Here is a 14,550-nt window from a genome sequence, read left to right as displayed (position 1 = left end):
AAATAAAACCGGCCGCCTGATATCGGAAAATCTGATATCAGGCGGCCGGTTTTGCTGATACTTGAGCGTGTAAGACATGAAGATTACTCTTCAGTTTTGAGAAGATCTTTCAAAGAAGAAAACTGATATCCCATGGATTCCCATTTGTTAAGAAGTTCATCGAGGATTTCTCCGTTGGTTTTCGAAGTGTTGTGAAGTAGTACAATGGCACCGGGATGAATACGGCCGAGTAATTTGTCAAAAGCCTCTTCTTTGGATGGCTGGGCATCGGTAAGCCAGTCAACATAGGCGAGACTCCAGAAGAAGGTATGATATCCCATATCTTTGGCCATCTGTAGATTTTCGGTATTGTATTTTCCCTGAGGCGGCCGGTAAAATCGTGTCATCGACTTTCCGGTGATCTTTTTGAAAAGATCTTCGACATCTGAAAGCTCTTTTGAGAAGGTTTCCTGTGTCGCAATCTGTGACATATCGGGATGATGATACGTATGATTGCCGACGGTGTGACCTTCTTTTTGCATTTGTTTGATCAGATCTGGATTATCCTGCAGAAAATTGCCGACGACAAAAAAGGTAGCAGGAACATGATGCTTTTTCAGAGCCGCCAGGATAGAAGGGGTATTGCCATTTTCGTAACCACAGTCAAAAGTCAGATAAATCACTTTCTGATCAGTGTTTCTGGCATAGTAGGCATGATATTTTTTTAATTCATCGAATGAGGCATTTCCAACGGGAGCTTTTCCTTCCTCCTGAAAACTCAACCCCCAGTTTTCGGTGGTTGGGAGAACAAAGGAATGAGAAGAAGATATAAAAGTGCGGCTGGCCGGAGTCAAAGTTGTTTCACTGGCGGGGAAAATTCGGGCAATCAATCCTCCGGCAAAAAAACAGCAGGAAAAGAAGAAAAGGAGGATTAATGGTTTATATCTGGAATAAAGGGTGGAAAAAGAAAGATGAGTTTTTGGTATATGGAATCTGAACATAGAAACTCCGGAAAACTTTTTATACAGTTATATGATGCCCTAAGGAAAAAGATGTGCGGAAAAGGACACAAACTTGCAAAGAATAGGGAATGATAGTAGTATAGGAACGTAGAATTATTAAGAACAGATATAAGAAAGAATAAATGAAACGGGATGAAAACATGGCCAGAGAATATGTGAAAAAAGATAATATGCTGAGTAAAGAAATCCGTTATAAAAAAACAGAGAAGGGTATGATGATCACTGAATATTATGGAAATGACAGTTATGTGGTGCTGCCGGATGAGATAGAAGGTGAGCCGGTCACGATACTGGGAGATTATGCATTTTCCAGAAATCTTTCAGTTGAGGAAATATGGATGCCGTTGGAACTTAAAGAAGTTGGAAGATATGCATTTTACAGGTGCCGGAATCTGAGAAAATTAGTACTTGGCAACAGACTTCTGGATATGGGAGGTGGTGCACTTACAGGCTGCCATCTGGAAGAAGTAGAGATATATCTTCAGGACGGAAAAAAGAGCTGTCTGAAGTCGATTGTAGAAGAGATGCGGTACCAGATGAGGATATATCTACATACGCCTGAAGGAGGACAGGAAGCAAAACTACTCTTTCCGGAGCATTATGAAGAGGCGGTGGAGAACACCCCTGCAAGAATACTGGAAACGCATCATCACGGGGCAGGCGGATATTATCGTCAGTGTTTTTATGACCGTGAACTGGACTATCGAAAATATGATGAGATGTTTTATCATACGGTTGCGGAAGACACAGAGGAGACGGCAGTGGAACTGGCACTGAACCGCCTGCGGTTCCCGGCAGAACTTTCAGATAAGAACAGACAAGGTTATGAAGAATACTTAAAAAAGCACATGACTGCGGTGGCAAAATGGACGGTGAAGCAGGAAGAGGTGGAAGGAATCCGGTTCCTGCAAAGAAGAAAATTATGGACAGAACAATCTTTACAGGCGGGAATGGATTTCGCGGCAGAAGGTAGCAAAACAGAAATTCTGAGTATTTTTATGGATATCAGAAAGGATCAGTTTCCAAAGAAGAAAAAGACATTTGAGCTATAGAGTATTTATAAAACAAGTAGAGAAGAAAAGCAATGGACAGAGAAAAGATAGAAAATAACAGAGAAACCATAGAAAAGGACCGCCTGGAAAATATAAGCCGTAAGATTCTTGTTATGGCAAGGAATGAACTGTATATGAAGATGCGGTTCCTGGATGTAGCATTATCCAGTCTTCCGTTTGTACTTGATACGGGGGCGGAAGGTATGGGAACAGACGGACTGTATCTGTATTATGATCCACAATATCTCGGGGGATTGTTCAGGGAAGACCGAGTGATGGTGAACAGGATCTACCTGCATCTGGTGCTGCATGGGATTTTTCGCCATATGATCCGCAGAAAAGGAAGAGAGGAACGGCTTTATCATCTGTCATGTGATATTGCTGTGGAATCGATCATCGATGAATTACAGTATCGGTGTGTTATGAAGGCCAGGTCGTTCCCAAGAAGAGAAATGTACCGTGAACTGAAAAAAGAAATGAAAACGCTTACGGCAGAACGAATATATGAAGTGCTGAGGAAAAAAGCGCTGACACAAAAGCAGCTTGAACAACTGGAGGTGGATTTCCGGGTAGACGATCACAGTTACTGGCCAAAAGCTGAGGAGAAAAAAAGACAGAATCAGATTGAAAACCGCTGGCAGGATATCAGTGAGCGTATGGAGACAGAGATGGAGACATTTTCCAAAGAAGCATCACAGACATCCGGAAATCTGATCGATCAGGTGAAAGTAGAAAATCGGGAGCGAATGGATTACCGGGAATTTTTAAGAAAATTTTCGGTGTTAAAAGAAGAGATGACGGTGGATCCGGATTCTTTTGATTATACTTTCTACAGTTATGGATTAACTATGTATGGGAATATGCCGTTGATCGAGCCACAGGAGTGGAAAGAAGTTCAGAAGGTAGAAGAATTTGTTATTGTGATCGATACATCGATGTCCTGTTCGGGAGAATTGGTGAAAAAATTTCTGGAGGAGACTTACGGCGTATTAAGTGAAAACGACAGCTTTTTCCGAAAAGTGAACATTCATATCATTCAATGTGATGATCAGGTTCAGACGGATCAGAAGATCACGTGCGAAGAAGAGCTGAAAGAATACATGGACAAACTGGAATTAAAAGGCGAAGGCGGAACGGATTTCAGGCCGGCATTCTCGTATGTGGATGAACTGGTCCGCCAGCATACATTTGAACATTTACGGGGAATGATCTATTTTACGGATGGCCGGGGAATCTATCCGGCGAAAAGGCCTGTATATGAGACGGCATTTGTGTTCATGGAGGAAGACTATGAAGATGTAGATGTTCCGCCCTGGGCAATAAAGATCATCCTGGAAGAAGATCTGGATTTCTGATCAGATGAAATAAATAACAGCAAAAGAAGGGAATACAATGGATATAAAAAGAGCCAAAAAAGAAATCAAAGATTCGATAGAGGCATATCTTGCCAAAGATGAATATGGAGATTATATGATCCCATCAATAAGACAAAGACCAATTCTCCTGATGGGGCCTCCGGGAATCGGTAAGACACAGGTTATGGAACAGGTGGCAAAGGAGTGTAAAGTCGCACTGGTATCTTATACGATCACACATCATACCAGACAAAGTGCGGTCGGACTTCCGTTTATTGAAAAGAAGACGTACGATGGGAAAGAGTACTCGGTTACAGAATATACGATGAGTGAGATCATCGCTTCGGTATATGACAAGATGGAAGAGACAGGACTTAGAGAAGGAATTCTGTTCATTGATGAGATCAACTGCGTGTCTGAGACTCTGGCTCCGACAATGTTACAGTTTTTACAGTGTAAGACATTTGGTAATCAGAAGATTCCGACAGGATGGATCATTGTAGCGGCAGGTAATCCGCCGGAGTACAATAAGTCGGTACGGGATTTTGATGTGGTAACATTGGATCGAATCAAGAAGATCGATGTAGATGTGAATTATGATGTATGGAAAGAATATGCATACCGGGCAGATATTCATCCGGCGATTCTGGCATATCTTGAGATCAGGAGAGACTATTTTTACCGGATGGAGACGACGGTAGATGGAAAGGTCTTTGCAACAGCCAGAGGCTGGGAAGATCTGTCACAGCTTCTGAAGACTTATGAAAAGCTTGGAAAGAAAGCGGACAGAGAGGTTGTACATCAGTATATCCAGCACTGGAAGATCGCAAAAGATTTCGCCAATTATCTGGAACTGTATCATAAGTATAAAAAAGATTATGGTCTTGAGAAGATTATTGAAGGTGTCTATACCAGGGATACGCTGGAGAGACTTCGATATGCAGCATTTGATGAGAGGTTCAGTGTTGTAAATATGTTGATCGGCCGTCTGGGAAGCTGCTTCAAAGAATATTTCCTAAAAGACAGACTGGTTACAATGATATATGAATATCTGAAGTTATATAAATCCAATCTGCAAATGGATCTTGTCGTCTGTGAAGCCAGAGAGCAATATGAAAAATTACGGAAAGAAGAACAGATGACAAAGCAGGACGAGCATGTAAGAAAACAGGTGCTGGATAAACTGGAATCTTACGAACAGCTTGCAAAAGAAGAACATCTGGAAGGAGAGGTAGCATTTGAACGTATAAAAGAGGTGTTTGGAAATGAAGTGGCAGAGAGAGAAGAACTGACAGAACGTACGCTTTCCGCATTGGAACACGCATTTGATTTCATGGAAGATGCATTTGGGGACAGTCAGGAGATGGTTTCTTTTGTTACAGAACTTAACACGAACTATTATAGTATTCAGTTCTTAAAGGAAAATGACTGTGATAAGTATTATCAGTATAATAAGAAACTGTTATTTGACAAACAGCAGGAGGAGATCCTGTCAGAACTAAATGAAGTAGAACAGGATCTGAACACTGCCATAAAATAGATGATTAGTATGTAAGTTTATATCCATGACGGATTTTGCGATAAATTTTCCAGATAATCATGGCCGGAAAGCTGAGCGCAATATATAGTGATGATAGAATTCCGACACCCCCACCGACGATCATAAGAATTAAAATGCCAATATTCATAAGTCAAAGTCCTCCTTGTCAATGTTTTTATATATTGATGTTATATATGATGTGGAATTTTGCTTCCGGGTACATTGTATGGACTTTTGGTAAGAAGATAAAGAGAAACGGATGGATCTTAACACGGTATGAACAAGAATCGTTATTTTCTTAACATTGTTTTAGCGAAAGAAGTACATTTACTTTAAAGACAACAGGTGTTAAAATAAGCAATGAATGTAAACGAAGATGATATAAGACCCGGGGAGGTCTTAAACAAGATGAGATAAAGGAGAAATATATATGAAATGGAATCAGTTTCGTCTGAAGACAACAACAGAGGCAGAAGATATCGTCAGCAGCATGCTTGCTGATCTTGGAATCGAAGGAGTGCAGATCGAAGATAAGATCCCGCTTACACAGTCTGACAAAGAGCAGATGTTCGTAGACATCCTGCCGGATATGCCGGAAGATGACGGATGTGCATACCTGACATTCTATCTGGATGAAGAAGTAGACAAGCATGAGATGTTACTGAAGGTCAGACAGGAATTAGAAGAGATGAGAAGTTATCTGAATGTGGGAGACTGTACGATCGAGGAGTCCCAGACAGAAGATGTAGACTGGGTAAATAACTGGAAGCAGTATTTCCATCAGTTCTATATTGATGACATTCTTGTCATTCCTTCATGGGAGAATGTAGAGGCCAAAGACAGCGACAAGATGGTGATCCATATCGATCCGGGCACAGCATTCGGAACCGGTATGCATGAGACCACACAGCTCTGCATCCGCCAGCTTAAGAAATATGTGACAGAAGATACAGAGATCTTAGACGTTGGATGTGGAAGCGGAATCCTTGGAATGCTGGCGTTAAAGTTCGGCGCAAAGCATTCGGTAGGAACAGACCTGGATCCGTGTGCGATCGATGCAACCTACGAGAATATGGACAACAACGGAATCAGCAGAGACCAGTATGAAGTCATGATCGGTAATATCATTGATGATAAAGAAGTACAGGATAAGGTCGGTTATGAGAAATACGATATCGTAGCAGCAAATATCCTGGCAGATGTACTGGTACCGCTGACACCTGTGATCATCCACCAGTTGAAAAAGGGCGGTATCTATATCACAAGCGGAATCATCGAAGATAAAGAAGAAGTGGTCGTAGAAGCTGTGAAGAAAGCAGGCCTCGAAGTTCTGGAAGTGAACCACCAGGGCGAATGGGTATCTGTAACGGCAAGAAAGAATTAGAGGATTCGATATGCAACATTTTTTTGTGTCACCGGAGCAGGTGAAGGAAGAAAAGATCTACGTAGAGGGCGGCGACGTCAATCATATGAAGAATGTACTCCGCATGAAGACCGGTGAAGAACTTACGGTAAATGACGGAGAAGGCAGTCAGTACCTGTGTGCAGTGGAATCCTATGAAGCAGATATGGCAGTGCTTAAGATACTGGAGAAAAAGCAGGACGAGAGCGAGCTTGCATCAAAGATCTATCTGTTCCAAGGACTTCCAAAGCAGGACAAGATGGAACTGATCGTGCAGAAGTCGGTAGAACTCGGCGCATATCAGGTGATCCCGGTGGCGACAAAGCGAGCCGTGGTCAAGCTGGATGCGAAGAAGGCGAAGAAGAAGGTCGAACGCTGGCAGCAGATTGCGGTCAGTGCGGCGAAGCAGGCAGGACGAGGTATTATTCCTGAGGTGGGAGAAGTATGCACTTATGCGCAGGCATTAAAGCAGGCAGAAGAACTGGACGTTGTCCTGATCCCATACGAACTGGCAAAAGGGATGGAAGAGACGAAGCAGATCATCGCAGGGATCAGACCGGGGCAGTCGGTCGGCATCTTTATCGGACCGGAAGGCGGCTTTGAGGAAGAAGAAGTAGCACTTGCTATGAAAACCGGGGCAAATCCGGTGACACTTGGCAAGAGAATCCTTCGGACAGAGACTGCAGGACTTACGATGCTTTCGGTTCTGATGTTCCATCTGGAAGGGTAGAAACATAATCTAATACTAAGAATGAAGAGTACAGGAAGTGAAGAAATGAAGGAAGTATATCTGGATAATTCGGCGACTACCATGGCATATCGAAGCGTCGGGGAACTGGTGCAGAAGGTCATGTGTGAAGACTATGGCAATCCGTCTTCTATGCATAACAAAGGTGTGGAAGCAGAAAAATATATAAAAGAAGCAAAAGAAACATTTGCCAGACTCTGGAAGGTACAGGAAAAGGAAGTGTATTTTACTTCCGGCGGTACGGAGAGTGACAATATGGCACTGATCGGCGCGGCAAGAGCGAATAAGCGTGCAGGCAACCACCTGATCACATCATCCATTGAGCACCCGGCAATCATCAACACCATGCGTTTTCTTGAGGAAGAAGAAGGATTCCGTGTGACCTATCTTCCGGTAGACCAGTACGGAAGAATCCGTCTGGATGCGTTGAAAGAAGCGCTGTGTGAAGATACGATCCTGGTATCGATCATGTATGTGAACAACGAAGTGGGTTCCGTACAGCCGATTCAGGAAGCGGCAAGTATCGTAAAGGCATATAATAAAGACATTTTATTCCATGTCGATGCGGTACAGGGATTTGGAAAATATAAGATCTACCCGAAGAAACTGAAGGTAGATATGTGCTCCATCAGCGGTCACAAGATCCACGGACCGAAGGGCGTGGGTGCATTATACATCGGTGAAAATGTAAAGATCCGCCCGATCGTTTACGGCGGCGGTCAGCAGCATGACATGCGTTCCGGAACGGAAAATGTACCGGGAATCGCAGGACTTTCCCTGGCGGCAAAGACGATTTACGATAACCTCGATGAAAAAGTGGAGAAGATGCGGGCGTTAAAACAGCATTTCATCGAAGGCGTGGAAAAGATCGAGAATACAACGATCCATGGTTTATACGATGAGACGTCGGCACCGCATATTATCAGCGTAGGAATCGCAGGGATCAGAAGTGAAGTGCTATTACATGCGCTGGAAGATAAAGGAATCTATGTGTCATCCGGATCGGCATGTGCGTCCAACCATCCGCAGATCAGCGGTGTGTTAAAAGGAATCGGGGCAAAACAGGAGTTTCTGGATGCGACGCTTCGGTTTAGTATGTCTGAATTTACTACACTGGAAGAGATTGACTATACGCTCGATGCACTATATAATATAGTACCGATGCTTAGAAGATATACCAGACATTAGAAAGTTACAGATAAAAGAGAAAGAGATCAGGAAAGGAATCAGAAGATGAGATTTCATACATTTTTATTAAAATATGGAGAGATTGGAATTAAGGGAAAGAACCGTCATCTGTTCGAAGACGCACTGGTGCGCCAGGTGCGTTATGCATTAAAAGATGTAGACGGACAGTTCGATGTACACAAATCACAGGCAAGAATCTATGTAGACTGTGAAGGAGATTATGATTACGATGAGACTGTGGAACATCTGAAGAAAGTATTCGGTCTGGTCGGAATCTGTCCGGTTGTCCGTATGGAGGACAAAGGATTCGAGAAACTGAAAAAAGATGTTGTCGCATATATGGATGAGATGTATCCAGATAAGAACTTTACATTTAAAGTAGAGTCCAGACGTGCCAAAAAGTCTTATCCGCTGAACTCTATGGAGATCAGCCGTGACCTTGGAGAAGCGATCCTGTACGCATTCCCGGAAAGCGGAATCAAAGTAGATGTACATCATCCGGATGTTATGGTGAACGTAGAAGTCAGGAATGAGATCTACGTATATTCACAGATCATCCCGGGAGCAGGCGGAATGCCGGTCGGAACCAATGGTTCGGCGATGCTTCTGTTATCCGGCGGTATCGACAGCCCGGTTGCAGGATACATGGTATCCAAACGTGGAGTAAGCCTTGAGGCTACTTACTTCCATGCGCCGCCGTATACAAGCGAACGTGCAAAACAAAAAGTTGTGGATCTTGCAAAGAAAGTGGCAAAATATTCCGGACCGATCAAGCTGCATGTCGTCAACTTTACGGATATCCAGCTTTATATCTACGATCAATGCCCGCATGATGAGCTGACGATCATTATGAGAAGATACATGATGCGTATCGCAGAACATTTTGCAAAAGAGGATGGCTGCTTAGGTATGATCACAGGGGAAAGTATCGGACAGGTGGCAAGCCAGACCATGCAGAGCCTTGCAGCAACAAACGATGTATGTACGATGCCTGTATACCGTCCACTGATCGGATTCGACAAGCAGGAGATCGTGGATGTATCAGAAAAAATCGATACTTATGAGACCTCGATCCAGCCGTTCGAAGACTGCTGTACGATCTTCGTGGCAAAACATCCGGTAACCAAGCCGAATATTGATGTGATCCGCCGTTCGGAAGAGAATCTGAATGAGAAGATCGATGAGCTGATGAAACAGGCGATTGAGACCGTTGAGATCATTGAAGTAAAATAAATGGAGTAAAATAAATGGAGTAAAAAAGAGGGCTGAACCCTTAAACAGGTCAGCCCTTTTTCTAAGTAAATCATTTACTTTTATTACTGATTAGTCACAAAGATATGGTTTTAACATTTCCATGATCTCTTCTACGTTGTCATCAGCGTGGATGTTCAGATCGATCGGTTTAGAAAGATCTAAGCTGAAGATTCCCATGATTGATTTTGCATCAATGACATATCTTCCAGATACAAGATCAAAGTCATAATCAAATTTTGTGATGTCGTTTACGAATGATTTTACTTTGTCGATTGAATTTAAAGAAATCTTTACTGTTTTCATTGGAATACCCTCCTTGATTCATTTCTTGTTCTATAGATATATTAAGAGTCAGACGAAGAAAAGTCAAGGAACAAATTGCCAAAGAATTCAGAAGATTTTCGTTAGATGTTACAACAATGTGTTAAAATAACGTTTTAAAAAGAAAGGAACAGATATATGAAGAAAGTAGCATTGCATAATCTCGGATGCAAAGTAAATGCATATGAGACGGAAGCCATGCAGGAACTGCTGGAAAAGCATGGATATGAGATCGTGCCGTTCCAGGAAGGTGCGGATGTCTATATCATTAATACCTGTACCGTAACGAATATGGCGGACCGGAAGTCCAGACAGATGCTTCATAAAGCAAGAAAGATGAACCCGGATTCTATTGTTGTTGCCTGCGGCTGCTATGTACAGGCTAAGAAAGATGATATCCCGGAAGGTATTGATATTGTCGTTGGTAATAATAAGAAGCAGAATATTGTTGAAATCCTGGAAAATTATGAAAAAGAAAAGAATCAGGATGGTCAGCGGGAAACATCAGACGAACAGGAAAAGGAAACAGAGACCTATCAGGAGATTCTGGATATCAATCATGAAAAAGTGTATGAAGATCTGCATTTAAGTACGGCGGCGGAACACACAAGAGCTTATATCAAGGTGCAGGACGGATGCAACCAGTTCTGCTCTTACTGCATCATTCCGTTCGCAAGAGGAAGGGTAAGAAGCAGAAGCCGTGACAGTGTGCTGGATGAAGTGAAGACACTGTCGGCCAATGGATATAAAGAAGTGGTACTGACCGGAATCCATCTGAGTTCGTACGGAATCGACTGTGACGACAACCTGTTGTCACTGATTCTGGCGATCCATGAAGTGGAAGGAATCGAAAGAATCCGTCTTGGATCACTGGAGCCGAGAATTATTACGGAAGAATTTGCACAGACGATCGCAAAACTTCCGAAGATGTGTCCGCATTTCCATCTGTCATTGCAGAGCGGATGCAACGCAACATTGAAGCGCATGAACCGCAGATACACAGCAGAAGAGTATTATGAGAAATGTCAGCTGCTCCGCAAATATTTCGACAACCCGGCACTTACAACGGACGTGATCGTCGGTTTTCCGGGAGAGACGGAAGAAGAGTTTGCAGAGTCGAAGGCATTTGTAGATAAAGTAGATTTTTATGAAACACATATTTTTAAATATTCCAGAAGAGAAGGAACAAAGGCAGCGGCTATGAAAGACCAGGTGCCGGATCAGATCAAGGCCGCAAGAAGCGCCGAACTTCTGGAACTGAACCGTAAGAAGCAGGCGGTTTATGAAGAAAGACTGCTTGGAACCACACAGGAGGTCCTGATCGAGGAGAAAATCGTGCGTGATGGAGAGGAACTTCAGATCGGGCACACGAAGGAATATGTGAAAATTGGTGTAAAAAATCCGAATAATCTTATTAATCAGCTTGTAAATGTAGAAATTGAAAACCAATTACAAATATTGCATTGAAATTTGAGATTTAATCATGTAGAATAAAATTGAAATATTTTTGGAGGACGTGATTATATGAAAAATATGACAAATACCCAGTTTTTCCAGGTAGAAAGTGGACCACAGATCAGCGCAAAGGACATTCTGGAGATTGTATATAAGGCATTAAGTGAAAAGGGATATAACCCGGTAAACCAGATCGTAGGTTATATTATGTCCGGAGATCCGACCTACATCACAAGCCATAACGGAGCCAGAAGTCTGATCATGAAGATGGAAAGAGATGAACTGGTAGAAGAGATGCTCAAGACGTATATCGAGCATAATGAGTGGGAATAATGACTATGAGAATCATGGGACTGGACTATGGATCTAAGACGGTAGGCGTTGCGGTCAGTGATCCGTTGGAAATTACTGCTCAGGGAGTAGAGACAATATGCAGAAAGGACGAGAACAAGCTCAGAAAGACCTGTGCGCGTATCGAAGCACTGATTGAAGAGTATCAGGTTACGAAGATTGTTCTCGGACTTCCGAAGCATATGAATAATGATATTGGAGATCGTGCGGAAAAATCAATGGCATTTGGTGAGATGTTAAAAAGACGGACCGGCCTTGAGGTCGTTATGTGGGACGAGCGTCTGACCACGGTAGAAGCTGAGCGGACTTTGATAGAGAATAAGGTGAGGCGTGAAGACCGCAAGAAGTATATTGATAAGATTGCGGCTGTTTTTATATTGCAGGGATATCTGGATTCACTTGCGCATACGCCCCTGGATTAAGAGGTGGATTATAGATGGAAAAGATTAAATTCATGTCCGAAGAGATGAATGAAGAAGTAGATTTTTATGTACTTGAACAGACAACAGTTGGTGGGGTGTCTTATATTCTGGTGACAGATTCGGAAGATGATGATGCAGAATGTCTGATTTTGAAAGACACATCAGGAGAGAACCAGTCAGAGAGTGTATACGAGATCGTAGAAGATGATGTAGAGCTTTCTGCTGTTCTGAAAGTATTTGAAGAACTACTTGAAGATGTAGAGATTGAAAGGTAGTTTGGAATGTCTATCAGTAAAGAGAAGTTTAAAGAAATGCTGAGAGAAAAGGGGTTGAAAGTTACCAACCAGCGTATACTGGTACTGGAGGTCCTTGCAGATCATCGTGATAAGCATCTGACTGCAGAAGATATTTATGAATTAGTAAGAGAAGATTATCCGGAAATTGGGCTGGCAACAATTTACCGGACAGTGCAGCTGTTACTGGAAATGCAATTGGTGGATCGTATCAATCTTGATGATGGATGTGCACGTTATGAGATCGGAGAATTCTTCGATGGAGAAGAAAGACATCATCATCATCACCTGATATGCAGAACATGTGGAAAGATCATTCCGTTCAAGGATGATCTTCTGGAAAATCTGGAAGATAAGATCGAAGAGACAACGGGATTTCATGTGTTAGACCACGAATTAAAGTTCTACGGACAGTGCAAGGAGTGCCAAAAAAGAGGCAGAAAAATAGTACGGTAAGCACGTGGAGGTGTAATTTTGAAGAGAGAAAACAATGGAAAAATGCGTATCATTCCACTCGGAGGTCTGGAAAAGATCGGAATGAACATCACAGCTTTTGAGTATGAGGACAGTATTATTGTTGTAGACTGTGGATTATCTTTCCCGGAGGAGGATATGCTCGGAATCGACCTGGTCATTCCGGATGTTACTTATCTGAAGGATAATATCCAGAAAGTCAAAGGATTTGTGATCACCCATGGTCATGAAGACCATATCGGTGCACTCCCTTATATATTAAGAGAACTGAATCTTCCGATCTATGCGACCAAGCTTACGATGGGAATCATCGAGAAGAAGCTGACGGAGCACAATCTGCTTCGCAGTACAAGAAGAAAAGTTGTAAGACACGGACAGTCGATCAATCTGGGTCAGTTCCGTATCGAATTTATCAAGACAAACCACAGTATCCAGGATGCTGCGGCACTGGCAATCTATTCACCGGCCGGTATCGTTGTGCATACAGGAGACTTTAAAGTAGATTATACACCGGTATACGGTGATGCGATCGATCTGCAGAGATTTGCAGAGATCGGAAAGAAAGGTGTACTGGCACTGATGTCGGACAGTACCAATGCGGAGAGACCGGGATTTACCCAGTCTGAGCGTACGGTAGGTATTACATTTGACCACATTTTTGCAGAGCATAAAGATACACGTATTATCATTGCAACATTTGCATCAAATGTAGACCGTGTACAGCAGATCATCAATACGGCATGTAAATATGACCGTAAGGTAGTCGTAGAAGGACGAAGCATGGTGAATATCATCCAGGTTGCACAGGAGCTGGGATACTTAAATGTTCCGGATAAGACACTGATCGAGATCGACCAGCTGAAGAATTATCCACCGGAGAAGACAGTTCTGATCACAACCGGAAGTCAGGGAGAATCAATGGCAGCACTGTCACGTATGGCAGCAGATGTGCATAAGAAAGTAACAATCATGCCTGGCGATACGATCATCTTCAGTTCAAACCCGATCCCTGGAAATGAAAAATCCGTATCCAAGGTCATCAATGAACTGACTGCGAAAGGTGCCAATGTTATCTTCCAGGATGCCCATGTATCCGGTCATGCTTGTCAGGAAGAATTGAAACTGATCTATTCTCTGGTAAAACCGAAATATGCAATTCCGGTCCATGGAGAGTACAGACATCTGAAAGCAAATGCAGGAATCGCCAAGATGCTTGGTATTCCGAAAGAAAATATCTTTATTCTGAAATCGGGTAATGTACTGGAACTCAGCGATAAGGAAGCAAAAGTTGTAGACAACGTGCATACAGGAGAGATCCTGGTAGACGGCCTCGGTGTCGGAGATGTTGGTAATATCGTACTCCGTGACAGACAGCATCTGGCAGAAGACGGTATCATGATCGTTGTACTGACACTGGAGAAGGGAAGCAACCAGCTTCTTGCAGGTCCGGATATTGTATCGCGCGGATTCGTGTATGTAAGAGAGTCTGAAAGTCTGATGGAAGAGGCGAGAAAAGTCCTTACAGAAGCGGTAGAAGACTGTCTGACACACCAGCGTAATGCGGACTGGAGCAAGATCAAGCTTGTGATTCGTGATACGATGAATGATTTCATCTGGAAGCGGACCAAGAGAAGACCAATGATTCTTCCGATTATTATGGACGTATAGAAAGTATAATTATAATTAAACGGGAA

The 14,550-nt window shown here is 42.9% G+C and carries 15 protein-coding genes; 13 read left to right on the top strand and 2 right to left on the bottom strand.

All coding sequences use genetic code 11. The features are described 5' to 3' along the window. Positions 1 to 83: 83 nt before the first annotated feature. Entirely contained in the window at positions 84 to 980 is an 897-nt protein-coding gene (locus NCY30_RS09530) for a polysaccharide deacetylase family protein (protein ID WP_250818687.1), read from the bottom strand. Between the two features lie 143 nt (positions 981 to 1,123). Between NCY30_RS09530 and NCY30_RS09525 the strand changes: the two genes are divergently transcribed. The 7 genes from NCY30_RS09525 (at position 1,124) to thiI (ending at position 9,519) form a co-directional block, all read left to right on the top strand. Further along, positions 1,124 to 2,053 (top strand): leucine-rich repeat protein, encoded by a 930-nt coding sequence (locus NCY30_RS09525; protein WP_055194630.1) that lies wholly within the window; start codon positions 1,124 to 1,126, stop codon positions 2,051 to 2,053. A gap of 32 nt (positions 2,054 to 2,085) precedes the next feature. Continuing rightward, entirely contained in the window at positions 2,086 to 3,408 is a 1,323-nt protein-coding gene (locus NCY30_RS09520) for a vWA domain-containing protein (protein WP_006428566.1), read from the top strand. Positions 3,409 to 3,445: 37 nt separating this feature from the next. Then, the gene (locus NCY30_RS09515; RefSeq protein ID WP_055213654.1) at positions 3,446 to 4,948 is read left to right on the top strand and encodes an ATP-binding protein; all 1,503 of its coding nucleotides are present in this window, start codon (positions 3,446 to 3,448) and stop codon (positions 4,946 to 4,948) included. A 430-nt stretch (positions 4,949 to 5,378) separates the two neighbouring features. Beyond that, positions 5,379 to 6,332: a 50S ribosomal protein L11 methyltransferase gene (prmA, locus tag NCY30_RS09510; protein WP_006428563.1), complete on the top strand. Its 954-nt coding sequence runs from the start codon at positions 5,379 to 5,381 to the stop codon at positions 6,330 to 6,332. 10 nt (positions 6,333 to 6,342) lie between these two features. Continuing rightward, positions 6,343 to 7,080, top strand: coding sequence for a 16S rRNA (uracil(1498)-N(3))-methyltransferase (locus NCY30_RS09505; RefSeq protein WP_022415809.1), 738 nt, complete (start codon positions 6,343 to 6,345; stop codon positions 7,078 to 7,080). A gap of 45 nt (positions 7,081 to 7,125) precedes the next feature. Continuing rightward, positions 7,126 to 8,286, top strand: coding sequence for a cysteine desulfurase family protein (locus NCY30_RS09500; protein WP_044920534.1), 1,161 nt, complete (start codon positions 7,126 to 7,128; stop codon positions 8,284 to 8,286). A gap of 45 nt (positions 8,287 to 8,331) precedes the next feature. After that, positions 8,332 to 9,519 (top strand): tRNA uracil 4-sulfurtransferase ThiI, encoded by a 1,188-nt coding sequence (thiI, locus tag NCY30_RS09495; RefSeq protein WP_055213651.1) that lies wholly within the window; start codon positions 8,332 to 8,334, stop codon positions 9,517 to 9,519. A gap of 90 nt (positions 9,520 to 9,609) precedes the next feature. Here the strand turns inward: thiI and NCY30_RS09490 are convergent, their stop codons facing one another. Continuing rightward, on the bottom strand, positions 9,610 to 9,843 hold the full coding sequence (locus NCY30_RS09490) for an HPr family phosphocarrier protein (RefSeq protein ID WP_006428559.1): 234 nt from the start codon (positions 9,841 to 9,843) through the stop codon (positions 9,610 to 9,612). Positions 9,844 to 9,999: 156 nt separating this feature from the next. Here NCY30_RS09490 and mtaB point away from each other — a divergent pair, with 156 nt between their 5' ends. From mtaB to NCY30_RS09460, 6 genes are read left to right on the top strand one after another with little or no spacing between them, the layout of a single operon-like run. Beyond that, positions 10,000 to 11,328 carry a tRNA (N(6)-L-threonylcarbamoyladenosine(37)-C(2))-methylthiotransferase MtaB gene (mtaB, locus tag NCY30_RS09485; protein ID WP_006428558.1) on the top strand — a complete coding sequence of 443 codons (1,329 nt, stop codon included), beginning with the start codon at positions 10,000 to 10,002 and terminating at the stop codon, positions 11,326 to 11,328. Between the two features lie 57 nt (positions 11,329 to 11,385). Then, entirely contained in the window at positions 11,386 to 11,649 is a 264-nt protein-coding gene (locus NCY30_RS09480; protein WP_006428557.1) for an IreB family regulatory phosphoprotein, read from the top strand. Between the two features lie 5 nt (positions 11,650 to 11,654). Further along, complete coding sequence (gene ruvX / locus NCY30_RS09475) at positions 11,655 to 12,089, top strand: Holliday junction resolvase RuvX (RefSeq protein WP_055194733.1); 435 nt, start codon at positions 11,655 to 11,657, stop codon at positions 12,087 to 12,089. 14 nt (positions 12,090 to 12,103) lie between these two features. After that, complete coding sequence (locus NCY30_RS09470; protein WP_250818686.1) at positions 12,104 to 12,364, top strand: DUF1292 domain-containing protein; 261 nt, start codon at positions 12,104 to 12,106, stop codon at positions 12,362 to 12,364. Positions 12,365 to 12,370: 6 nt separating this feature from the next. Then, a complete protein-coding gene (locus NCY30_RS09465; RefSeq protein WP_022415137.1) occupies positions 12,371 to 12,838 on the top strand; it encodes a Fur family transcriptional regulator in 468 nt (155 codons plus the stop codon). An 18-nt stretch (positions 12,839 to 12,856) separates the two neighbouring features. Then, the gene (locus tag NCY30_RS09460) at positions 12,857 to 14,524 is read left to right on the top strand and encodes a ribonuclease J (RefSeq protein WP_022415138.1); all 1,668 of its coding nucleotides are present in this window, start codon (positions 12,857 to 12,859) and stop codon (positions 14,522 to 14,524) included. Positions 14,525 to 14,550 lie beyond the last annotated feature (26 nt).

This window comes from Dorea sp. MB18-49 (assembly GCF_023669465.1).
Taxonomy (GTDB): Bacteria; Bacillota; Clostridia; order Lachnospirales; family Lachnospiraceae; genus Dorea_A; species Dorea_A longicatena.
Note: the sequence above shows the minus strand (reverse complement) of the source record. Positions and strands in the feature narration are given on the sequence as shown.